Below are 23603 nucleotides of genomic sequence, written 5' to 3' on the forward strand. Positions count from 1 at the left end.
GTGCAAACAACCAGAGCACACCTAAGAAGAGCAGTTTTTTTGGCAAAGGTTCCCTGAGCATCCACCCTTTAAAGAAAAGCAGGAAAGGCAGAATCACGATCAAGATGATTTCGGGAAGGAATATTCTCCCTATCAGACTGAATTCCACGAAAGTCAGAGTGGAAATCAAGAGAATAATAGCGTCCCCAAACAATCCTCCTGCCGGGGCAACATAGTGAAAATGAGGGGAATGACTCTCTCTATACGTTAACCTGTTCACCGATTACCTTTTATTTAACAATTCATAATTGATCCATCCCGTCAGGCGCTTTCGCATTGGATGTACCCAGATTGGAATAAATATGATAGAAGAAAATGTCAGTATAACCAAGCTGGCCACTGCCATAATGCACCACGACGCGCGAAATTGATAATACAGGAGCATGGTAACTAATATCCCTGTTCCACTCGTTAACCCTACCATGATGCTTTCTCTTGGGAATAGTTCTCTTAATGGAATCTTATACTTGATGTGATAAGATATAGGTATGATAAGACTTCCTGCAACTAATGAAAATACAAAAGCGATCACAACCCCCGTACCTCCATAATATATGCCAAACAGCAAGCCCAGCCCCCCATTAAGCACGGCTGTTGTCACGTGGCTCACTGTATTCCAGCGGAGATCACCAGTACCTAAGTTGGCAAAATATGCTGGGCCTGCTAATATATTTAAAAACCAACCGACAGCAAGTAATATAGCAAAAAAAACAAATATGCTCTCATAATGACCGATCCATATTTCAGAAATTAGTGGCGTAAGTACAATAATAATTGAAAGAAATGGCAGTACAATATAAAAAATCAAACGATAGGATGCCTTATAAATGCCCTGAATAAGTTTTTGATTCCTTTCATGTAAATCCGCAATAGCAGGAACAAGGACTTGATTGGCCGATATGATAAGCGCGCGAAACTGTTGAACCATTCTGCTCGCCATCTCATAATATCCAACCATGGACAACCCACCAAATTTGCTAAGAAGTGCTTTTGTAACTGGATCATACAACATAGCGGTTATTGATATAATCTGAAAGTTTATACCATAATCTATGATTTCCCTCAACAGGCCTTTGTTCCACCTGTAAGGAAAAACAGGAAGTACTGGGAGACATCTTTTTAGTAAAAGCCAGCTGCTAATAAGTATTAACACATTAACCAGTACTCTGGCATAGGCTACACCAATAAGTCCATATATCGGGGCAAACACGAAACATAGTAGCAAATGAAGGATTGCTCCGCCCATTAAAAGAAGGCTCCGGAGGTCAATGCGCTGATATCCATCAAGGCCTGCTTGGAATATACCGGTAATCATCATACTCCATAATGCTAAAAAGGCATAAGGTAAAACAGACAATGCAAGTGGAAGGTGTTGATTTTCAATGACCAATCCAAGCACCCACTTGGCAATAGGATAGCCAATTAGTAAAACGCAACCTCCAAATGCGGCTACAGAAAGAGCTGCGGTTTGAACTACGCCTGAGATATTTTCATCTTCGCCACGGGCAACATATTTTGCCACAAATTTTACAACACTACCTGAAAGCCCAAAATTTGCAATTTGAGTTACCGATGTCGTTGCCAGTACAAGCGACCAGATTCCCAACTGCGCGACACCTATTGTGTTTAATAGAAATTTGTAGAGTACAAATAGTACCACGCTAATCACTACAATCTGCGTTACTGACATGGTTGCGTTTATGAGGATCTGGCGTTTTGACATGGCTTGTTTGGTAAAAAAAGTATATTGTTATACTTATATTGCTCATTCTTAGGAGTATGTTGTAAAATTTCACCCTCTTTAAATTCGTAAGGTTTATAGCCTCTGTTTATAAGAAAATTTATAAGTTCTTTAGTTGTGGGAACACCTTCCACACACATATCTCCAACTTCAATCGTAATAATCGGGTGAAACTTATTAATAGTTTTCTCCATACCGAGAATAATTTCAAATTCTGAACTTTCTGCATCTATTTTAATAAAATCAGGTGTAATTGCATTATTCTCCACATAATCATCAATAGAAATACTTTCAACTTCATATTTTCTTACTTTTAGTTTTGCAAGAACATCCTTCGGTAATCTCGCATCGTATAGGGAATTAAACGCAGAATATTTAATGCCATAATCATTTATAAAAACTCTTTTTCTCATAGAAAACACAGCGTTATTGTTTGTAATTACATTGTCCTTATTTGAAACATTAGCTTTTAATATATTGAATGTGCTGGGTGTAGGCTCAAAAGAATGAGTTCGTCCTGAATTGCCGACAAGAGCGGAACTAAGCAAAGTGAAATATCCAAAATGTGCACCTATATCGAAAAATGTCATACCAGGCTTCAAATACTCCAAAATCATCTTTGTTAAATCTTCCTCAAAAAATCCGTAACGATATATACTTAATGAAACTCTTTCCGGAATAGCTACAAGCATATCCTCATCCCAAAAAGTTTTGGCTCTAATCCTAATTGCTTTTTTATCCAGCTTTGTAATCACCTCTAAGATTTTCGAGTAAAGTAGTTTTGTTGGGACTTTCCTTAGTTTCTCAAATCGCGTCCCCTTGGAAAAAAAAGTGGCTTTTTGAAATAAGTTGACTAAATTAATATTACTCACTATATAATGCCTCCTGAGTTAATGTCTGCTCTGTTTTATTGGAATCTCCTCTATCAACAGTTTATTAATGATTTTGTCCCTCGATGCAATAAACACTGCTCTTGCCAAAATTGAGGTATTAGGTTGAGGTAAAGTCCAATCTACAGGAAATTCTTCGTGATTAGGCTGGGTGATTGGCAGGTAAACGGATTTAAAGTATTTCTTAAGATAGTTATACACCCATCTTCTAGTAGGTCGACACCCCCCCCCTGATATACTTTGAGTTGGATTTAATGCATCCTCAGTACATGGATTAAGCGAATCTCCGTCGCCAAACGAAACACAAGTCTCCAGGAAAAGCATTTTTCGGCAACAACGGGACATGAATTCTATACCTCTATCTGGATTTTTGAGATGATACAGCAATCCATAACAGTAAACGATGTCAAATACCTCATCAAATGTTTCAGGAGGGTTATTTAAGTCTATATGCAACACCCTTACATCAGGGTATCGGGAACGCAATATTTTTATATTTTCCTGTCTCGCATCGCTGCTAACGACTTGGCAACCCCGATCTATAAAAAAGCTTGTATGGTCCCCGATGCCAGCTCCTACTTCCAACACGGTAGAGCCAGCAATGTTCAATCCCAAGCTGGCAAGATGTTCTAGCCGCCGTTGGTTGTGACGCTGATAATGATACGAAAGAAAAGCACCCTCTGGAGGAGTCCTGAGTTTTAAGAACTTCTTAATAATCTTTTTTATTGTGTAAATCATATTCCATCTTCCTTTCAATGATTTTTAAAAAAAACAGTGAGATCTGGCATATAGGCGCTGGGGGACGCTGGCAGGTTTGTAAGGTTATTCACGTTTCTGCCCCCAGAAGGGCGTACTCGGCACATAGTGTCTTACCCCTTATTACGGCCTCGTGAACGCTCATTCGTTTAACACCCAAAAACCTTGCCACATCGGCTGCCGGGTACCCTGTTTCCTCAACAGCCAAGTAGGAAAAAATAGCTCTTGCTTCAGATGGTTTTCTTTGTCTACTTCGTGAGCAAATCAATTCCGGAGAGATTCCAACTTTGTCGGCTACCACAGCTATCAAATCATCAATGGTTTGTTTGGGCTTATATTTCTTTTCAAGTATTCTCTCGGATTGTTGAAGTGTTGTGCTGACAAAACTACCGCTACCGAGTATTCTTTGATCAGATTTTTCTCTGTTTTCCTTTTTCAACCCCAACAACCCTGCCTTGTCACCCCCGCTGCTGCGAACAAGACCTCCTCCTTGCAATTCCGGCCGCCTGCCCTGCTTTATTCCTTTTTCCACAAATGCCCGATAATGTTGCCGAGCGTTATTTAGAGCGCTTCCAAAATGGCATAAAACCTCGTCAATCGTCTTTTCGGCAAGAGACTTTTCTTTTTTGACAGGATTAACAGGATTTGCAGGATTTATTTTTGTTTTCACAGTTTCCGGACGAAACTGTGAAAAAGCAATCCGCTTGTCAGCGGAAGAAACTTCTTTTTCTAATTTTGGGATGAGTGGGTTTTGTAATTTGCCCATCAGTACACTGTGACCCGACCAAGGATATTTATCCAGTGCATTCAGGTCTTCCACAAGGCCGGCACGCAACGGATTTAGATGAATATACCGAGTCAATTCCAGCAGATATGCATCTTCTTCGCAGATGACCGACTTGTAACGATTCTGGAAAAGGTGTCCGCTTCGCTTGTGACGTATATTGAATGTTACTGCATATCCGGTCATAAGGCGGCGCATTACTGTGCTGAGAGATATTGGCCCGGTACGTAAAAGCAGATGAAAATGATTTGGGATCAGCGCCCACGCGTAGCATTGAGTTTGGGTTTCCTCAAGGATGATGGCCAAGCGTTCAAGAAAGGAAGCGCGATCTTTATCGTCCCAAAAGATTTTTCGGCGTTCGATCCCCCGGGCCATTATGTGTTGCAAGACACAGGGAGCATCAAGTCTGGCTTGGCGTGGCATAGGGTTGTTACTTTTCTAAAAAATCTTCAAGTATCACCACTCTGATATCATTTACTTTCTTCAGGCTGGAATCATTGGTCAAAAATGCATCAGCGCCATATATTATCCCAACAGCTATCTGGATTGCATCAGGAGTTCTGATTGAATGTTTTGCTCTAAGCTTCGATGACAATTCTGAAACTTCATGAAAAATCTCAAAAGTTGTTAATCCCTCAGCGTACAGTAATATATCACGGTATTTTTCGGCCAAAGATTCATTTTTCGTCTTGAATGGAAGGACTAATACCTCCAATAATGTGATCGTTGATGTTAACGCATCAATTTTCCCAGCATTGATTTCAGCAAAAAACGGTCGCAACATGCTCAGATATTTAGGATTTTTTTCAATGAAATATATAAATGGAGCAGTATCGATACAAATCCTCAACCCTCGTAATTCATCGACTAATCCCATGATTCTCTCTCCTTATGAACATAATCCTGAGCATCAATACCTTTCCATATATTGGCTCCCAGTCCCTCAAGCTCCATAATACTGCTTTTTTTTCTTCTTTTCCCGATGGATTTTTTGAGCCTGGTTGATATGATTTCCAAGAGGGTCAATTGTTCATCTATGCTTAAACACTTAATTCCTCTTGCATAGTCACTATAGGAAAGTGATGTTCTTCTTGTTTCCATTTTGTCACATCCTTTCATTTGTGTTGTGGTCAAGTAAAAACGGACATTTTATTTAAAGCCGCCTTGCGGGCATTTCCGGAACATCCTTCAGTTTATAAGTTTCTCATTTTTATTTTAATTTCTCACAAAAGGCACAAAAAAGCAAGAGGGCACTTCCGGGTTTTGGGCATGGAAGAAAGTGTTGAGTTTTGGGTTTTGAGTTTTGGGTTAAGGGTTAAAGAAAGTTTTGAGTTTTGGGTTTTGGGTTTTGGGTTAAGGGCTTGGAAGAAAGTTTTGGGTTTTGAGTTTTGAGTTTTGAGTGAAAAAACGCTCTTGAACCACTAAGAGCAGACTACGTCGAAAAAAGAAATTTTTGGCGTGGCATAAAATTATCTATCAAAAACGTCTGCGGGCAGATCAAATTTTTCTATCAGATCATCAAGTGCATATGACAAAACAAGCGTCTTTTTGCCATGCGACTTGATGGGGTAAGACTTATGTGTCTCAGGATCATAAAATTTGGGGTGTCTGCCTTTGCCTGTCACATAAATAATGCTGTACATCTTGAGCGTTTTTATTACTTTCCTTAATTCTAACGGCTTAGGCATAGTTTATTTCGGTAGTTGATTGCTGGAGATTATCATTGGGAATAGACATTAATGATTTTTTTATAGACATCTTCAGACTCCTGGAAGACTGTTTAGCTTCTAATTCGTTATATAGCCTCCAATATTTACCATGCGCTGTGTCGAAAATTGTATTAATCGCATCGTTTTCTACCGCAGTCAAAACATATTCCTTTATAGAATCAGCTAATGCTTTTAAAGCGGCTTTCTCATCTTTAGCATGGGAAGAAACTGTAAAATCCAAACAGCGGGCAACGATTACATCGTTTTCTTTGGTTAATAATATATGTAGCGCTGGACTTTCCCATAAACTACCGATCTTAAATCTTATTCTCTTTGCTTTCATGCCTTTCATGGTTCACTCTCCCTAAATTATGAAAGAATAATGTTGGTATTATATTATACAAATCATCTTTTTTGTCAACAGTCGTCATAGGAGCCTCAGGGGGACATCCAGGATAATTTTGAGTTTTTAATTTTTAATTTTGAATGAAAAAACGCTCTTGAACCACTAAGAGCAGGATACAGGATAATTTTGAGTTTTGGGTTTTGGGTTTTGAGTTAAGGGTTAAAGAAAGTTTTGAGTTTTGAGTTTTGGGTTTTGAGTGATTACTTTTGCGTTTCAGAGGATGTTTTTACTATTTTTGTTATGATGTTGATTATTGAATCTACTTCGGCAAGTGTTTCAGCTTTTCTCGAATATCCATTAAGATAGTCGGATTTGGATAGGAGACGAAGCCAATATTTTGTCTCTCTTGCCTCTTTTGAAGCGATTGACATTTTAGAAATAAAATCAGCTTTGCTTTGAGCTGCTTGAGCCTCTTGAATGTTTGCTCCTATTGATGTCCCAGATCTTAACATCTGCCTTGAAAGAACATACTCTTTGTTCCCTGTTAAATATTTATAAAGATCAACGACTTTCAACGCAAAATCAAATGTCCTTTCATCTATCTTCTTTTCCATAATTTATAATTATCCAGAGGAAGAAAGTTTTGAGTTTTGGGCTTTGAGTTTTGGGTTAAGGGCTTGGAAGAAAGTGTTGAGTTTTGGGTTTTGAGTTTTGGGTTAAGGGCTTGGAAGAAAGTGTTGAGTTTTGGGTTTTGAGTTTTGGGTTAAGGGTTAAAGAAAGTTTTGGGTTAGAGGTGTAGCTCATTGTCCATTGTCGATGGGGAGCGGCGCTGCTACAAGGGCGGCAAGGACGGTAAAAAGCAGCGCGTTGGCCGGGATGTGCAGGTTAAAGTCGCTGATGCTGTGCGCAAGTATTGCCGTTATCCCGGACATGGCGCCGATGGTAATCCCCCGAACCAGACGGCTGGGGTTTTGCATCTTCCTGAATCCCTTTCGGTAAAGGGCGATAATCATCCAGATTATGATGGCGATCAATGGAAGGCCTGCCTCTGAAATAAAGTGGAGATAATCGTTGTGCGCCATGGTAAAGCGACTTGACAATCCCGGCGGCTGATATTGTGTAAAGACGGTTGAAAAGGTGCCGGGGCCTGTTCCCAGCAGGGGATAATCTTCTATCATCTCCATGACCCCTCCCCAAACCATCATTCGGGAATGAAAGCTGGTCTCTTCTTCTTTTTCCATGACGGTCCGGATACGTTCCACTACCGGAGTGCTTGCCAGAACAATGAAAGCCGCCGCTAAAAATCCGCCTGCCAGCACCGCGATTAATTTCTTTCCGGTGAAATATTGGTTTGTCAGGAGAACAATACCCATAAAGGTCAGGCCCAGGAGTAAACCGATCCACCCCCCGCGGGATAAACTGAGGATTAAAGCAGTAAGGGTCAGGAGGGTTAAGTAAGAAAGGATAAAAACCTTTCCGGTTCTATAACCCAACAGGAAGAGGCCCAGTATGAGGGGAATCGCCATTTCCATATATCCGGCCAGGTGATTGTGGTTGCCGTAGGTGGCTGACACCCAATCAGGGATGTATTTGAGATCGCCATAGTCCCACCAGGGGAAGGGATTGGCACCGAATTTCTTAAACAGGCCGAACACGGAAAGAAATGTCGCCACTCCGACAATCAGATATATAATCTGTTTGAACTGGGACCGGGTACGGATCAGGTGTATGGTTAAATAGAAAATAGTTAAATAGTTGAGTAGTTGAATAAAGGACCAGATGCTGATGCCTCTATTTTGTGAGAAAATAGTGGCAAGGATTACAAGGATTAGAAGGATTAAGAGGGGTAAGTCCAATGGGGTTTTTATCCATTTCCAGTTCCATGTCAGACTCTTTTCGAGCAGAAAGAGGCTCAGGGCTATCAAGGTGACCATCTGGATAATGGTTACGGCCCAGCCCTGCACAGACCCTCGTGCAAGCGGGGTAAAGATGAGCAAAACAAATATTGCGTAACGCGTGACGCGTGGCGCATACCGGGATATAGCTGACAGGTTATAGTTTATCATTGAGAATTATTAATTTTAAATATTGCATTTTGGATTAAAACCGGTCAAGAATGTTTCACTTTTTCATTGACATAATATCTTACTGTTTGTATTTATTATAATAATCGCTGGATTTCATTAAATCTTCTATAAGCATATGGAGAGATATAACATGAAAAACCTACGAACTTCACGGAATTTTTTTTTCGCCATTCTGCTTTCTGGTCTAAGCCTGATGATTTTTTATGGCTGCGCCCCCAAGATCTATGTGTCCTCTTATGCTGATCCGCAATTCAATTTTGACGAAATCAAGACGGTAGTTATCGTGTCGAAAGATAGCAACGCGAATGGTCTTCTTTTTGCTGAAATATTCACACAAACCTCCCTTGAGAGAAAAAAATTTTTCCTGGTTCAAAAAGACTATACCTCGAAAAAGAAAATATCAAAATTAGAACTCCAGACCCAGGCGGATGCCTTTCTCGAGATTGCCGTGACCCACGCTTATCTCGGAAATCGAACACGCTTCTTGCCCACCTCAATTGGCGCTTATGCCAAGCTGATACAACCCGAAACAAACAAAATGCTTTGGAATATGAATTATACCTATTCATCCGCGAAAACAGGGCCTTCCGCCCCGGCGATCGAAGAGGTAATGGAAATTGTAGTCAGGAAGATAATTGATGACGTTCCCCTGAAATACACCGTCCCCGTTCTCGCCGTCACGGAACAACCTGAAGATATCAAGCCTGAAGTTGTTTTGGAACAACCTGAAGATATCAAGCCTGAAGTTGTTTTGGAACAACCGGCCCCAGCCAAAGAGAAATTCACGATAATTGAAGTAGTCCCTTTTGAAAACAGTCCGTATCTCATTCACGCTGCATCAGTCCGGATCCAAAACAGTAATAGCGCCGAGAGATTTATTGATAAAAAAACGGATGACGGCACCATTCGTCTGGCCACATTGGTAGACCTGGGCTCAAAAGGTCTTTGGTATCGGCTCATGATTGGACGATTTAAATCCCTCAATGCCTGTCGGTCTTATCTCAAGAATTTGGAACAAAGCCATGATATCCACAAAGACGCGCGCCCTGTAAAACTCCTGTTTTCACTGTTGATCAACTCCGGGCAGGGATTAACTTCTTCTCAAAAGATAATCGATGCCCTGAGAAAAAACCATTTCTTAGCCATTCTTTCTCCCTCATCCGGGGAAGCGGAGACCTACAATATCATGTTAGGAGCCTATGCATCCGAAGAAGAGGCGGCCATACAGGAACAGAAAGTCCGGGAGGTTCTCAACTTTGCGCTCGCCCCATACAGCTCCGCCCCTTAAGTTACACGCGCGAATCATTTATAACCAATAGTATTTATTGATAATATTGCTGATATTTCAGCTTTCAGCTTCCTGCTTTGAGATCCTGGTATCTCTTCCGGTATAGCTTGTTTCCGGAATCGAGTTTAAGAGCCTTCTGATAGTAGTCCATTGCCTGTCGCCAGTCTCCCATTTTTATACAGACCTCGGCAACCTGCGCATAAAAAGAGGCCCTGTCCGGTTTCAGAACTATTGCGAATCTCCAGTCCCTGAAAGCCCCCATGTAGTCCTTCATGGACCACCTTACCTCTGCCCTGTGATTATATAGCCATGGAGACGGTTTGGCCGCCTGGTGTTTAATGGCGAGACCCGCCTCCTTTTCAGCGCCTTCCAGTTTGTTACGCTTTTTGAGCACCTGAGAAAAAATCAGGTGATATTGGCTGTTGGAGGGATCAAGCATTGTTGCCTTCTGTATGGACAGCTCCATTCTGTCCCGGTCATTTTCTGTTTCCGCGATGCGGGCCAGCCAGTAATAAGCCTCTGCCGAAGGTTCTTTCCGGTTAATTTCGTCAAGTATGTGCTGTGCCTCTCTGTACTGTTTCAGATCGATCAGCGATCGGGCGAGAAGCGTCTGCATTTTTGAAGAACCGGAATAACGGTTGCCGGCTTCCCGGCAGAGCCCGCAAAATTCCTCGAGCCGGCCTTCTTTCTTATAGACACTGAAAAGTCTTTCCAGATCTTTTTCCTTTGCCTTGCTTAGCTCCAGGCCTTTCAGAAAACTGCTTTCCGCATCCTTGCTCTGTCTGTTCTTAAGATAGAGTCGGCCAAGGTGCATATAATCCCCGGCGGAATTGTTAAATGCGCCATAGCTGAGAGCCTGTCTGTAATGGGATATGGCGCTGTCTAATTCTTTTTCTTCAGCCAGTATATGAGACATGTTCTTATGAGCATCCCTGAGAGATGTTTTTCTGTCTATGGCCTGTTGAAGCCCGCTTTTGCATGCTTCCCTGACCGATGGAGACCAGAAATCCTCCTTTTTCAAATAATTACAGGATGGTGGATAAATACGGGTGAGAGCGCCTGCAACCGAAACAAGTTCATCATTCTTCCCCTGGCGGTAAAGGTAGCGTGCCAGACCGTAGTGATAGAGTATTCCATTGGGTCTCAGGCGGATGGCCTCTTTAAAGTAACGCGTGGGATTGTATTTATTGTTTTTCTCTTCAGGATGGAGGCGTCGATCCAGGCGTTCCAATCGTTCCTCACCCCTGGCCAACGCATAGGCGGCTTCCGCGTCGAGCGGGTTGAGCCGTAATGTTTCAAGATAGCGCTCTTTTGCCTTATTTATAAAGAAAAATACCCCCTTAATTTCCGGCTGCAAATCCGCCAGTTTATAGTATATTTTCCCCAGTTCTTTTTGTATCCTGTAATCGCGGGGCTGGTAATGATCCGCCTTTTTGAGGTGGTTGAGAGTCAGGCCGTAATATCCTTGCCTGAAAAGATTTCCGGCCCGATGTATGTGCGTTTCCGAGATAAGCCGGAAGGTAAGTTTGTAAAACGCAAACAGGGTCAAAACGCATAGCGCGTAGCGCATAAGGCATAGCGCATAGTGCTTGGCGCTATGCTTCGTGCCCATAATATTTTGAATAATATTTGTGGTAATTTTTATAGTAGCCCTCCCTTTTTATATCCACCGAGTTGAGAGCTACACCGAGCAGGTTGGCCTGTGAAAGCCGGAGTTGATCCACCGTTTTTTTTACCAGTTCACGATTTATCAGACCTGCCTTGACTACCATAACGACACCATCTGTCTGAGGCACCAGAAGAAGGGCGTCACTTGCCGGCAGAATGGGAGATGAATCGATGATCAGGGCGTCGAACCTTTTCTTCAGATTGGAGATCAGAAAAGACATCCGCTTTGAACCCAGAAGCTCGGACGGGTTAGGGGGGGTCTTTCCAGCGGGCAGCAGGAAAAGATTCGCCACATCGGTCTTTAGAATGGCTGAATCGATTTTTTTCTGCAGATAAGAAAGTTCCTCTTCCCCGTTAACCACCTGTCTGTATAACTGATAGAAATCGACCGGCTTAAAAGAGGCTTGTTTAAAATCGGATTCCGGAAGCTTTTTGAATGAAAATGTTCCTTTTTTAAACTGCAGCGCTATCTGGAGACCCTCAATCATGTGGATGGTCAGATATATAGTCAGATCATCTCTGCTCAAAAGCCCCATGCTGACAAGAATGAAACCGAGTTTATATCCGGTATCCTTCTGACGATCAATGGCCAGTTTGGCGTGTTCCCTGGTAATTAAATTATTTTTGAGCAGGACAGCGGACAATTTTTTTTCATCCGGCCGGGTCGGCCAGTTTAGATCCATTATCTCACCATGCAAAAAGAAAAGCTCTATTTTTTCCTTTCCATCGGAAAGATATAAAAGACCGGTACTTTTCTTAAGGGACAGCAGCTTTAAAAGATCGTGTATCCCGTATTCATCAAGCGAGCCATCCCGGACATCGGCGCCAAAGACGTCGGATAGCAACCCGCTAAGGCCCTGGGACGCATAGGAGGGAATCAGACGGCTGAGTAAAGGTTTTCTCATGTCAGCATCAATCATCAAGACGGATTTTCCGGCCTGAGCCATGGTATAGGCCAGATTGGCAACCGTACTGGTCTTTCCCTCACCTTCACCGGCGCTGGTTATCAAAAGAGTTTGAAAATCTTTTTCCATAAAGGAAAAATGGATATTGGTCCGCAGGGTACGGTATGCTTCGGCATATCGGGATTTTGCCGGATAATTATCCATGAACAGCCGTGAAAGATTAAGTGATTTGCAGGATAAGGATTTTTTTGACTTCATTGCTTTCAGCTTTGAACTCCCGATCTTGAGATTTCTTTTAGCTTTGAACTTTCATCTGCCATCGGAATGATGGAGAGTACCGGTAAATCGAGATACCTCCGGACATCTTCCTCGGTTCGCAGGGAACGATCCAGGTATTCCCATAAAAAAGCGATACCGACACCGGTCATCAGGCCGAAAATAATGCTCAGGATCAGATTAAGTTTTTTGTTTGGTTTGATAGGCGCCTGGGGTATCACCGCCTCTTCCGTGATTCGTATATTTGAAACGCTGATATTACCGGTTATGTTGGATTCTTTTATCTTGGAAAGCAGGGTTTCATAGAGCTTCTGGTTTGTTCCCAAATTTCTTTCAAGGATCGTATATTTAAATTCCTTTTTATTTGTTTCCAGGCCTTCGTTTTCAAAATCGGCTATGGTCTTCTCCATGACTTTTTCTCTTGACAGTAATACCGACCGCTCAGCCTTCAGGTTTTCCATCTCTTTTTTTAATTCTTCATTGAGCTTTCTTCTGGTTTTATCTATTTTGGATTTGACATGGATTATTTTAGGATGTTTGGATTTGTAAGTGTTGCTGAGGTGAGAAAATTCCATTTCCGACTCAAGCATCTGGCTGTAAAGATTATCAATGAGAGCGTTGTCAATCAGGAAACGAACACGAAAAACATCCCCCTTTGATTCGAGCTCGTCTAATTGTTTCAGTTTGGCATCCAGTTCAAGCCGTTTATTCCTGGCCTGAAGATAGGCATCGTTAAATTCCTGTATCTTCTGCGAAATGACTTTCTGCTTGCCCTCAACGGAAAACAGTTTTGCCTGCTGTTTATAGGCTAAAAATTGCTCTTCAGCGTCTTCCAGTTTTTTCTTTGTCTCGTACAACTGATCAGTCATCCAGCTCATGGTGTTCTGGGAGGACTTAAGGCGGCCATCAATGTTGAAAATGATATAAGAATCGGCCAGGGTATTAGCGATATCCCTGGCCATCACAGGATCATGATCTTCCACGCTTATCTTCAAAAGGCGGGTATCCCTTACCTCTTCGATATCTATCTTTGCTTTCAGTTTTTCCGTGAGTTCAGCCAGCTTTTCCTGGGGTGTAAGAGGTTTTTCCTCTCTCTCGAACAGGAGATGGATATTCTTTTTGAATTGTGTCAGAAGTTCCTTCCAGGGGCTGACCTCTATACCCTCTTTAATGTCAAGCTGTTCCAGTTTAAGGGTTTTGACCACCTTTTGCAGGAGAGAATAGGAAGTGATCAGCTTGAAATGTGTGTTGAAGGTCAGGGATTGAGAAGCATAGCTTTCGTAATCCATCCTCTCGCCGGTCAGGGGCGATGCGCTCTGCTCTGTGTCGATAATTAAGATCGCTGTGGCGCGATAGACCGGTTTCATCTGAAAGGTAAAGAGCATGGTCAGGGTCACCAGCAGAATCAAAGAGGCTATTACAACCCGTTTGTGCTTTGTTAGTATGTAGTAATATTCGGTGAGGTGGACGGATTGTTCCGGTTCTCGATTAAGCATTGTTACTCCAAGTTCAGCAAACGCCATGCTCTACGCTCCATGCTCCATGCTCTCACAGCCATGTTTCCGGTATAAGAATAAGGTCTCCGGGCTTCAACTCGATATCCGGGATTTTTCCCTCTTTAACGTCGTTGAGGTTGATTTTAATGATAACCTGTTCGTCATTCTCTTTACGTATAATCCTGGCGCGGTTTGGCGCGGCGAATTTATCGAAACCACCCGCCACGATACAGGCGTTAAGAGCCGTTATTCCCCGCTGATAGTCATAAACTCCGGGTTTTTTTACTTGTCCTTCCACTGATATAAAGTTACTGAGACTGTGGTACCCTTTGATAAATATATGCACCTGAGGATCGACAAAATAATCCTTTTTAAGGGTCTCGACAATCCGCGCTTCCAGTTCACTGATTGTAAGCTTCTCCGCCTTAATCGAACCGATGAAGGGTACATTGACCATGTTCTCGTCTGAAACGGTCAGATCAACTTCCTGCTGCAGCTCTCCGGCGGCATATATACTAAGCGTAAGCACATCCTGGGAACCGATGAGATGCGCCTTGTCTTGACACCACGTCTGGGCGGGTAATAATATAAGGAAAATCAACAAATATTGAACATTTTTCAAAACTATCTCCATGTGAACCTATAAAATCCCAAATTCCAATATTCAATCACCAAAACATCTAACGAAAAGCCCAGGCAACTTTAGCGAATTGAAATGTTCTTTCTTCAAGATCATATACGGGTTTGGAATTTTGGTCGTTGTAATTTATTTGATATTTGTGATTTGTTATTTCATGAAAGGAAATTCCTATACTATTAAATTAAAAAAGCATGGCGCATAAATATCGCACCATGCTCTATGCGCCATGTTCTACACTCAACGCGCTCTATCTGCGGCCTATATCATAACCGAAATCGAGTGTGGCCATAACAGATTTGTTGTCATAATCATAGCCGCTCAGATTGGAATTCCGATCCTCATAATTAGCGCTAACAGACAATGTAAGATAATCGGCGAAAATATATCCGATGCTTCCTGAAATAAAGTAGGTATCATCATCCCGAAATTCTGTAGTCCCTTCCGGGGTAAGTCCGGTAGTTCTTTCGTAATCAGAATTCTGGTAGTATCCTCCGACATCCAACTTTAACTTTTCCAGAAAAATGTGCCCCGCATCCACGGAAAACCGGTGAGCCTTGTAATAACTGTCTGCAACGCCCTGATCGTTAAAGTTCAGTTCACTAGAAAGCTCCAAATAGCTCCTCGGTCTGGTCTCAGGAGCAGGCGGATTCTGAGCTCTGACACTAATAGTGTAAGCCATGGTATCAATACTATTCAGAGTGGGATCATCAAAATCACGTTCGTGGTATCCGCCCCCTGCTTTAATTTCAATATAGTTGAACTGTTTTTTGAAAATCATTTGAATTTGATCCGAAGTGTAATCGGAGGTGGTTTTATCGTAATCCTTCTTCCAGTGCTGATACTCAAGATCAAGTGATGTTTTGCGTGTAAAATTGTAAATCAGATCGAACATGCCCCGATGTTCAATGGAATCCTCGTTGTCATTCTTTGAATAGTCGATTGTTGTATTTCGATAACGGAGGCCTGCTGTGAATTTTGCCCCAAAATCGTAAAAAAACGAGGGGGTCAAGCGGTTGACTTCGTACTTATCCCTGTCCGTGGCGTTGCTTAATCTGTCCGAATCCGCGGAATCACGTGTCTTGTTATAAGAATCATCCAGCCCTATCAGCAAACGATCAAAAGCCCGGTATCTGGAATTAAAAACGACCGTGTGCCCGACATAATCGTCATCATTCGCCTTCAGCTGACCTGACGGAACCGTATCCCTGTCATCATAGTAATATGCGTTAAGGGTATAGTTAAGAAGTACTTTTGTTCTGGGTGTTTCAAAACCAAGATCAATCCCCGGTTGAACGAGGTATGTATCTACCTTTCTTTCACCGGTCTCTGCCTTAAAAAAATTATCGTCCGTTTTCCAGCTTGTCGCTATTCTTGGCTTGATTGTTATATCCGCGGCCTTCAGGCTGGTCGCGGAAAAAAATAATAGCAACGGTATCAATACAATCAGAACGACCAGCCTTTTTTGAAGCTCCCCGCAACAAGCTGCCTGGAATCTTCGACCGTAAGAAAGTTTGCTGTTTTTAGATTCGCTCGCTAACTCCACAGCCCCGACAGGACGGGATTTCCGCCTTGCTTCAACAAACTGCGGGGAATGAGCCCGCTTTTGCGGTTCAAATTTCATAAGAGTCCTCCTGAGTATAGCGCTTATATCGGACTTGCCGCCGTTATATCCTGAATGGGGGGTTCCTCATCGACCGGAACTTCAAAGCCGGGAGGTGGTTCGTATGCTTCAGCCAGTCCTGGAACAGCGCCAGAGGCAATGAGTATCGCCATGGTGTTGTTGTTTAAATTTTGAGTCTCTTCGGCCTTTGCTAAAATCTCGTTAGCAGCGTCAACGGTACCCGGGTCTGTACTGGTCTGAGCAATATATTGAGCTGCCGCCCTGATCTGATTGATAGCCGCGTCGAGATTACTGGTCATGTTCATCGCTGCCTGTGCCAGTTCCGCGTTGCCGGTTTCGCCGGCATAAGAGGCTACATCGGCGATAAGCCTTGAGGCCTCACTTGCAATGGCCAGGGCTTCTTTTGCCAGTTCAACAGCCCCGGTCTCTTGCGCCTTGATCGCCATTTCATAAGCTTGTGTGGATAATTCCATGGCTTTCGCAAGCTTTTCTTCCGCGGACATCTCCTGGGCCAGAACCGGGACAACAAGAAACATTATAGCCAGGAAACCGACGATGAATATTTTTAATTTGTCTTTTGCATGGTGGGTTTTCAGAAATTTTTTCATATCAAGCACCTCCTGTAAAAAAATACCGCGTTGAGAGACACCCAGTTTTTACAACTTTTTTATGCATAATATCACTTGTCTTTATGCTGTCAAGAAAAAAACGCCCGGAGTTCCTTCCCCTCCAGAACCGCTTGAGGGGCTTCAAACACGATCCTTTCTGCCCGGATCTTTCCAGCAAGATAAGAAAGATTTTTAAAAGCCGCGCGCAGGTTGGGAGGTCTTGCTTCAGGAGAATGAGCGTCCGAAGCCATAAAATGGACTATTTGCAGCTTAATTATCCTTTGGCAACATTTTAAAGTCTGTTGTCCGAATCCTCCTGTGAGGCTGCCCGCGGTTATCTGGGAAAGGGCGCCGGCAGAGATAAGATCGGATAATAACTTAACATCGTGCTGAATGGCCGGATTTCTTTCAGGATGGGTTATAACAGGCGTTATATTTCTATTTTTGAGGCGGTTGATAAAACCGATGATCGCCTTGGGGATGAATTGATCCGGAAGTTCTAAAGAAATATATCGTCCCATGTCATTCATGGTCATCAATCGGCCTTTATCAAGTGCATCCATGATTTCCGGGCTCAGGCGGACCTCTGAACCAGGCAACACAGCCAGGAGGATGTTGTGCTTCTTTAGCGCCGAGTTCAATTCCGTACAGGCAGACAAGATATCCTTTCGCCAGTTGACGTACACGCCGTTCAGGCAGTGGGGGGTGGAAATCATGATCCGCGTGCCATTTTCCACGGCTATACGGGCCATTTCCAGGGATTCCTTGAGTGTGGATGGACCATCATCAATCCCCGGCAAAATATGGACGTGAATATCAATCATAGTAATGGGCGTGGCGCATGGGGCTTAGTCAAAAAGATGGCTGTCGACATAACGGGCCAGAATTTCGGCCGTGACTCTTGGCGGCCGAACTGTTAAATACTGGTCGATAATCGAATGGGCCATCTCGTGGGCTAATATACCTTCGTTTATATCATCGAAGTTTACGTATATAACGTGATATTCATATATATACCAGGCTTTGTATTGATAGTTTTTTTTATAAATGTCAAAATATGCGGCATGCAATTGTTCCTTGTTATTATAGATATTAATGGTGACTTTTTTCATTTTCTTGCGCATATCCAGTATTTCCTGCACCCTCTCATATAAGGCATCCACCTTCTTTTTCAGGTTATTTATGAGATCGTTGGAATCCGAACTGGGAAATAGCCGTTTAATCCCCCACTCCCCCGGGTAATAATCCACATGCTTGCTGAATTCTTTCAGGTCTTCCTGTGTCTGATAACATATAATGGTGTATTTGGTCACAATCTTCTGCCAGATGATATCTTTCGCTGTTTCACCACGCACCGACCCGTACGGGAAGAGGAGAAAAAAGCTTACCCATATTATGATCAACAAAAGGGTTTTGGAAAGATTTCTAAACGGCATGAAGATGACATCCCGATGTTAGATTTTAAAGTTCATTTCGATCGTTTGGCGTAGATGATTCAACTCTTCAATTAACTCTTGCGGTGCGTTTTGTTTGGATGCCGATTCAATGAGATTTTCCACCCCGGTCCGGATATCCAGAACCTTTTCATGCAGACCTGCTGTCATTGTGTTTAAACTGCCGGACAAGTCGGCTATTTGATCCTTTTTTCTGAGTTTTATGCTTTTGGTTAAATCTCCTTTCTCTATTTCTTTCAGTTCTTTTTCAAAACGGAGCAAAGGGCCTGCTATCTTGTGAGAAACAAAAAGGGTGACTACTATCGTGGCCAGGGTTATCAGCCCGAGTGTGATTAGATTGGTATAAATAAGAGAGGGAAGAATGGCCAAGGATGTATTCTTTATGACCAGTCTCGATTGCTCAAATGAAGAGGTTAATGTGCCCTGAGAAAAAAGAAAAAGCAGACCCGTGGATAAAATTGTTCCGATTAAGAGAATGAGACAGAACTTCAGGATAAATTTAGACTGAAAATCTCTTTTAATAAAATAGTTCTTTCTTTTATAAATTCGCTCTTGTTGAGACATGTCCCCTCCTTTTTGAAGCCTCCCCGTCATTGCCGGCAAGGGTTCTGCCTGACGGCAGTGCTTCGCGGCCAGGTAAGGAAAACGGCCATTTTGTTATAGCACCCCTTGGCCCCGTCCTTCCGGGCAGGGCTTGCGGGAAGCATGCCGGTTAATCTTTATAGAGAAGTTTCTCGTTAATTTCGATTTTTGAATTTTTTCTTAAATCGTTAATCCACTCTTTTAACATTTCTGTCTTTTTCTTTTCCTTGAGTTCTTCGACAATCTTTTCCCGTAATCCATCAAGGGGAGGAAGTTTCTTTCCCGGCTTTTTCATATCATTATAACGGGTCTTGATCTCCTCTTCGGAAATCAAAATTCTATTACTGATTTCTTCACCTTTCATTTCCACCAAGTCTCTTATAAGCGTGCTTTCCCAGTAACGTTCGATTGCCCTGATGAATTTTTTCTTTCTGTCTAATTTTAACTTTTTGGCCTCCTGGATAAGAAGCTCTTTTCTTATAAGTTCTTCCAAAAATTCCTTTTTGACTTCTTTGGTCAATTTACAGGCTTCATCCATCTCCAGCTCTGCCGCCAGTTGAGATTGAAATTCATCAATGGTTAGTTTGCGATCATTTATTCCAGCCAGTATTTTATCTTCCTTTTCCTGCTCCTGAGTACAGGAAAAAAGGTGCAGGAATAAAACGAGCAAAAGCAAATAAATAAAACTTTTTTTCATGATAGCAGCTACCTCCTTGTTTAACACCTCATGCTAAGGGGCTCTCGCTCAAAGCTCCCTGAAAGAGTATTCAATAGCTCTACAAACCTAAATTCCTCAGGACGGACGATACACGCGGAAAGTAAAGTTCAAAGAGAAAATGGAAATTTGTATAATATATTAGAACCATTTTGACAGCTGGAATGCAAGCGCAAAATATATAAAGCTATATTATGCCGCCTGCGACACTGTAACCTGAAACAACTTGTCGATCATATCAAAAGGTTATGATCGACACCGTCATTCCCACTCTGTTTGTCATTTAAGTACTGCTCCCATTCCATGGGAAGAAGCTGTTTTTTTTTGTTGTTGCAGCCCTTGCACGATGGAACCACGTTGCTTTTTGTGCTCCTGCCGCCACGTCCTATTGGAACAATATGGTCCATGGTAAGCTCTTTTGGTGAAACAGCGCGATCGCAATAATAACATATACCCTTCGCGCAGCGGCGTTTCCACCATTGAGACACCCTGAGCTCTCTTGCTTTGCGGCGTTCCTTTTTTATGTCCGCCTCGTCTAAATCGTATGCAAACGGTTTCACAGGCTCTCTATCCATCCTCTTATTTCCGGCACCAGCAACTCATAATATTTTTCAGATCCGCCAAGGCCCTGCCTGCCGAAAAAATAATTTATCTCAAGAAAAAGCGGCTCTTTTATTGCAGCATCTGATGAAAATAAAATATCAATGCCGGCAAGGTTTATTCCCGTCTGTTTGCAGAAATTTTTTACCGAAAAACCGGCCGTCTCCTGCAAGTCCGGATCTGAATCAAAATCTATAACAGCCCCTTTTGAGAGATTGGAGCAAAATTCTTCTTTGTTTTTCAAAACACGCCAGTAGGTAATTATCTTCCGGTTTATGACGACGACTCTTAATGACCTGTTTTGAGATGGAATATACTCCTGTATTAAAAAACCCGCCTGACCTGAGTTTTCATATATTGAGGCTTTTTGCAAAACCTCCTGAAGATCTTCAACCGACTTTATTAAATAAATATTTTCCCCTTCTCCACCCCAGTCGAACTTGAATACAAAAGGAAAATCAAGAGATAGTCGCTCTGAAGATTCGCCATAATGATTGATAAAAGAATCTGTATCGCGAAATACCACTGTTTCCGGAAGTAAAAACCCTTTATTCTGAAACAGCTTTGTCTGGCCGATTTTGCCTGGATATTTAAACCTTGCATCATAATTGGGGAAGATATTCGCGCAATTGTCGCGGGCCATATTGTACAGGGATTTATAGCATCCCTGGGGCAGGATTACCGCATCAGCGGCTTTTATGGCGGCAAGATCCCCGCTATCCGGGTTTCTGCCGGCACATATAATATTTTTATCTGCTTCAAACAATGGATGAAAGGACACAATCATCAGTAACCAAAATTCCTGAGCGCTATGGTGTCTTTACTCCAGTCTTTTTGCACACGCACAAAAAGCTTAAGAAACACCTTTGACCCAACCATTTTTTCTATATCTTTGCGCGCCTGTTCGCCGATCGTTTTCAGCTTACTGCCGCCTTTCCCAATTATAATTCCTTTCTGGGATGCCTGCTCCACATGAATAGTAGCATTAATAGTTACAAGCTCTCCCTTTTTTTTTGTTACAAAAGAATCTATTGTAACTGCTGTAGAATAAGGTATTTCCTGACCTGTTAGACGGAAAATCTTTTCCCGAATCATTTCTGCGGCAATAAACCGCTGCGGCATATCTGTTAAAGTATCTTCCGGAAAAAAAGGCGGGCCCTCCGGCAAAAGGCTTTCCATAAAATCAAGAAGCGCTTCAACCTGATCTCCGCGTTTTGCTGAAACAGGCACTATAGCCTCAAAAGCATGTGCTTTTGACCATTTGTCTATGACGGCAAGAAGCATGGATTTATCCACAAGGTCTATCTTATTAAGCACAAGGATAACCCTTGTTTGCTTTTTTTTAAGCTGCTTAACAATAAAGTCCTCTGAAATTGGGTCCCGATTCGACACATCCACTAATACAAGCACTATATCAACATCGCCTAAGGATGAAAGGGCTACATCCACGATTCTGACGTTCAGCTTTCCTTTTGCCATGTGCATGCCCGGTGTATCGATAAAAACAATCTGCGAGCAGGGCCTGTGCACAACCCCGATTATCCGGTTACGTGTAGTCTGGGGCTTTTTTGATGTTATGGAAACCTTTTCGCCAAGCATCTGGTTTAAAAGGGTGGATTTTCCCGCGTTAGGAGCGCCTACAATTGCTACAAACCCGGATTTAAAGTCATCAGGGCTATTATTTGTATTTTTCATTCTTCACTTTGCAAGGCGTTTACTTCACTTGGTTGTAAATTCCTCAATCCCTCAATCCTTATCAAACTCTTAATCGCATTCCAGATATCGATTTTCCCGAGACCTGTTTTTATAGAAAAAAGGATCAGATTATCTTTATCCACATTAAGTGTTTCCGCTATAATAATCTTCTGCTTTATCTGTTTTGTCTTTGAAAGCTTGTCCGCCTTTGTCAGTACCAGGATGGGTGGAATATCAAAGCTGTTGAGCCAGGCAATAAATTCCAGTTCTTTCATGCCCGGTGTGCGCCGAACATCCATGATCAGCACAACCCCTTTTAATGTCCTCCTGGTCAAAAGGTATGTTTCAATCATCGGGCCCCATTTTTTTTGCACGGATGCCGGGACCCTGGCATACCCGTATCCAGGGAGATCAACAAAACAAAAAGCGCTGTTTATTAAAAAAAAGTTGATAAGCTGGGTGCGCCCGGGTGTAGAGCTGGTTTTTACCAGATGTTTCCGGTTTAAGAGTGTATTAATCAGAGAAGATTTACCCACATTGGAACGTCCTGAAAAAGCTATTTCAGGAAAATCGGCTGCAGGATACTTGGATGGTTCAACAGCACTTTTAACAAATTCAGCAGACTTTATTTTCATATTAAGTAACAGTTCAGCCACTAAGACACAAAGGCACAAAGATCAGCGATCAGGTTAAAGTAATTGTCTATTTTATCAAGCTCTTAACACCTAACACTTAGCACCTAACACGTTTCCTGAAAAATCACAAAAACTTGTCATTTCGAGTCCCTCCGTAGCAAGGCAACCTATTGAAAAGATAAAATTTCTCCTTGCGTTAGATATTTCTCCAGCCTGTTCATTCCTTCGGTAATGTTTTCCATGGAATTTGCATATGAAAATCTGAGATATCCTTCACCATTTTCGCCGAAATCAATCCCTGGAGTCACGCCCACATGCGCCTTTTCCAGTATATCAAAGGCAAGTTTATATGAATCGCCGGAAATGTGCTTTGCGTTGACAAAAACATAAAAGGCTCCGGTTGGTTCCACGCTTATATGAAAGCCCATCTCTCTCAGGCGGGCAATCATATATTTTCTTCTCTTATTATAGGTCTCTTTCATATACGCTATATCATCTCCCGCCTCTTTAAGCGCGACAATTCCCGCTCTCTGAATCATTGAATTGGCGGAAATAAAAAAGTTCTGCTGCACCTTTTGAATGGGCCTCATGAAAAGCTTCGGCGCGATCAGATATCCAAGCCTGAGACCTGTCATGGCATAGAGCTTTGAAAAACCGTTTAACACAAAGGCATTATCCGTGAATTCCAAAATAGAATGCTCCTTTCCCTCGTAAACCAGGCCATGATATATTTCATCCGAAATAATACAGGATGATCCGGGCGTTACAAGAGAAGAAATATCCTTCATACGGCTTTCAGATAGAAGATTGCCGGTTGGATTTGACGGGGAATTTATAAATATCGCCCGCGTCCTTTCTGTGATTTTTTCTTTTATAGCTTCCGGTCTGAGCTGAAAACCATCTTCTTCATATACAGGTATCATTACAGGCTCACCCTGCACAAACCTGATAAAATTAGGATAACATGCATAATGCGGATCTGAAATAATGACCTGATCGCCGGGTTCTAAAAGAACTGAAAACATAATAAACATGGCGGGAGATGTCCCGGAAGATACCAGTACCTGG

27 protein-coding genes are annotated in these 23603 nt (G+C 42.4%); 2 read left to right on the forward strand and 25 right to left on the reverse strand.

Annotated features, from left to right (window positions below; all coding sequences use genetic code 11):
• A partial coding sequence (locus VMW78_03920) for a hypothetical protein (GenBank protein ID HUV50150.1) occupies positions 1 to 215 on the forward strand: 215 nt, incomplete at its 5' end.
• Positions 216 to 262: 47 nt separating this feature from the next.
• Here VMW78_03920 and VMW78_03925 read toward each other — a convergent pair.
• The 10 genes from VMW78_03925 to VMW78_03970 all read right to left on the reverse strand — a co-directional run bounded on the left by VMW78_03925 (position 263) and on the right by VMW78_03970 (position 8331).
• The gene (locus VMW78_03925) at positions 263 to 1762 is read right to left on the reverse strand and encodes an oligosaccharide flippase family protein (GenBank protein ID HUV50151.1); all 1500 of its coding nucleotides are present in this window, start codon (positions 1760 to 1762) and stop codon (positions 263 to 265) included.
• Positions 1738 to 2652, reverse strand: a complete 915-nt coding sequence (locus VMW78_03930) for an FkbM family methyltransferase (protein HUV50152.1) — start codon at positions 2650 to 2652, stop codon at positions 1738 to 1740. The genes VMW78_03925 and VMW78_03930 overlap by 25 nt, the downstream gene beginning before the upstream one ends.
• Positions 2653 to 2670: 18 nt before the next feature.
• The gene (locus VMW78_03935; GenBank protein ID HUV50153.1) at positions 2671 to 3408 is read right to left on the reverse strand and encodes a class I SAM-dependent methyltransferase; all 738 of its coding nucleotides are present in this window, start codon (positions 3406 to 3408) and stop codon (positions 2671 to 2673) included.
• Positions 3409 to 3496: 88 nt separating this feature from the next.
• Positions 3497 to 4633, reverse strand: coding sequence for a transposase (locus tag VMW78_03940; protein ID HUV50154.1), 1137 nt, complete (start codon positions 4631 to 4633; stop codon positions 3497 to 3499).
• A gap of 7 nt (positions 4634 to 4640) precedes the next feature.
• Positions 4641 to 5087, reverse strand: a complete 447-nt coding sequence (locus tag VMW78_03945) for a type II toxin-antitoxin system VapC family toxin (GenBank protein HUV50155.1) — start codon at positions 5085 to 5087, stop codon at positions 4641 to 4643.
• On the reverse strand, positions 5078 to 5311 hold the full coding sequence (locus VMW78_03950) for a hypothetical protein (GenBank protein HUV50156.1): 234 nt from the start codon (positions 5309 to 5311) through the stop codon (positions 5078 to 5080). The genes VMW78_03945 and VMW78_03950 overlap by 10 nt, the downstream gene beginning before the upstream one ends.
• Positions 5312 to 5679: 368 nt before the next feature.
• On the reverse strand, positions 5680 to 5898 hold the full coding sequence (locus tag VMW78_03955; GenBank protein HUV50157.1) for a hypothetical protein: 219 nt from the start codon (positions 5896 to 5898) through the stop codon (positions 5680 to 5682).
• Positions 5891 to 6271, reverse strand: a complete 381-nt coding sequence (locus tag VMW78_03960) for a hypothetical protein (protein ID HUV50158.1) — start codon at positions 6269 to 6271, stop codon at positions 5891 to 5893. The genes VMW78_03955 and VMW78_03960 overlap by 8 nt, the downstream gene beginning before the upstream one ends.
• A gap of 254 nt (positions 6272 to 6525) precedes the next feature.
• A complete protein-coding gene (locus VMW78_03965) occupies positions 6526 to 6879 on the reverse strand; it encodes a four helix bundle protein (protein HUV50159.1) in 354 nt (117 codons plus the stop codon).
• A 186-nt stretch (positions 6880 to 7065) separates the two neighbouring features.
• Positions 7066 to 8331 (reverse strand): O-antigen ligase family protein, encoded by a 1266-nt coding sequence (locus VMW78_03970; GenBank protein ID HUV50160.1) that lies wholly within the window; start codon positions 8329 to 8331, stop codon positions 7066 to 7068.
• A 136-nt stretch (positions 8332 to 8467) separates the two neighbouring features.
• On the opposite strand from VMW78_03970, the gene VMW78_03975 reads away from it, so the two are divergent.
• A complete protein-coding gene (locus VMW78_03975; GenBank protein HUV50161.1) occupies positions 8468 to 9640 on the forward strand; it encodes a hypothetical protein in 1173 nt (390 codons plus the stop codon).
• 64 nt (positions 9641 to 9704) lie between these two features.
• On the opposite strand, the gene VMW78_03980 is transcribed toward VMW78_03975, so the two are convergent.
• The 15 genes from VMW78_03980 to VMW78_04050 all read right to left on the reverse strand — a co-directional run.
• Complete coding sequence (locus tag VMW78_03980; protein ID HUV50162.1) at positions 9705 to 11252, reverse strand: tetratricopeptide repeat protein; 1548 nt, start codon at positions 11250 to 11252, stop codon at positions 9705 to 9707.
• The gene (locus tag VMW78_03985) at positions 11236 to 12471 is read right to left on the reverse strand and encodes a CpsD/CapB family tyrosine-protein kinase (GenBank protein HUV50163.1); all 1236 of its coding nucleotides are present in this window, start codon (positions 12469 to 12471) and stop codon (positions 11236 to 11238) included. Before VMW78_03985 ends, VMW78_03980 begins: the two co-directional genes overlap by 17 nt.
• Positions 12472 to 12476: 5 nt before the next feature.
• On the reverse strand, positions 12477 to 14012 hold the full coding sequence (locus VMW78_03990; GenBank protein HUV50164.1) for a GumC family protein: 1536 nt from the start codon (positions 14010 to 14012) through the stop codon (positions 12477 to 12479).
• Positions 14013 to 14037: 25 nt separating this feature from the next.
• Positions 14038 to 14607, reverse strand: a complete 570-nt coding sequence (locus VMW78_03995) for a polysaccharide biosynthesis/export family protein (protein ID HUV50165.1) — start codon at positions 14605 to 14607, stop codon at positions 14038 to 14040.
• A gap of 265 nt (positions 14608 to 14872) precedes the next feature.
• Positions 14873 to 16246: an outer membrane beta-barrel protein gene (locus VMW78_04000; protein ID HUV50166.1), complete on the reverse strand. Its 1374-nt coding sequence runs from the start codon at positions 16244 to 16246 to the stop codon at positions 14873 to 14875.
• A gap of 23 nt (positions 16247 to 16269) precedes the next feature.
• Positions 16270 to 16854, reverse strand: a complete 585-nt coding sequence (locus VMW78_04005; GenBank protein ID HUV50167.1) for a hypothetical protein — start codon at positions 16852 to 16854, stop codon at positions 16270 to 16272.
• An 89-nt stretch (positions 16855 to 16943) separates the two neighbouring features.
• Positions 16944 to 17678, reverse strand: coding sequence for a CpsB/CapC family capsule biosynthesis tyrosine phosphatase (locus tag VMW78_04010; GenBank protein ID HUV50168.1), 735 nt, complete (start codon positions 17676 to 17678; stop codon positions 16944 to 16946).
• 24 nt (positions 17679 to 17702) lie between these two features.
• Entirely contained in the window at positions 17703 to 18290 is a 588-nt protein-coding gene (locus VMW78_04015; GenBank protein ID HUV50169.1) for a hypothetical protein, read from the reverse strand.
• Between the two features lie 18 nt (positions 18291 to 18308).
• Positions 18309 to 18872 carry a methyl-accepting chemotaxis protein gene (locus tag VMW78_04020; protein ID HUV50170.1) on the reverse strand — a complete coding sequence of 188 codons (564 nt, stop codon included), beginning with the start codon at positions 18870 to 18872 and terminating at the stop codon, positions 18309 to 18311.
• Between the two features lie 148 nt (positions 18873 to 19020).
• Positions 19021 to 19587 (reverse strand): SurA N-terminal domain-containing protein, encoded by a 567-nt coding sequence (locus VMW78_04025; GenBank protein HUV50171.1) that lies wholly within the window; start codon positions 19585 to 19587, stop codon positions 19021 to 19023.
• Between the two features lie 251 nt (positions 19588 to 19838).
• Entirely contained in the window at positions 19839 to 20165 is a 327-nt protein-coding gene (locus VMW78_04030) for an HNH endonuclease (protein HUV50172.1), read from the reverse strand.
• A complete protein-coding gene (locus VMW78_04035) occupies positions 20162 to 20992 on the reverse strand; it encodes an ATP-grasp domain-containing protein (protein HUV50173.1) in 831 nt (276 codons plus the stop codon). The genes VMW78_04030 and VMW78_04035 overlap by 4 nt, the downstream gene beginning before the upstream one ends.
• Positions 20992 to 21900: a GTPase Era gene (era, locus tag VMW78_04040; GenBank protein HUV50174.1), complete on the reverse strand. Its 909-nt coding sequence runs from the start codon at positions 21898 to 21900 to the stop codon at positions 20992 to 20994. The genes VMW78_04035 and era overlap by 1 nt, the downstream gene beginning before the upstream one ends.
• A complete protein-coding gene (gene yihA, locus VMW78_04045) occupies positions 21897 to 22535 on the reverse strand; it encodes a ribosome biogenesis GTP-binding protein YihA/YsxC (protein HUV50175.1) in 639 nt (212 codons plus the stop codon). Before yihA ends, era begins: the two co-directional genes overlap by 4 nt.
• Positions 22536 to 22702: 167 nt before the next feature.
• The coding region (locus VMW78_04050; GenBank protein ID HUV50176.1) for a pyridoxal phosphate-dependent aminotransferase at positions 22703 to 23603 on the reverse strand (901 nt) is incomplete at its 5' end.

This window comes from Anaerolineae bacterium (assembly GCA_035529315.1).
Lineage (GTDB): Bacteria > Desulfobacterota > Desulfobacteria > Desulfobacterales > ETH-SRB1 > Desulfaltia.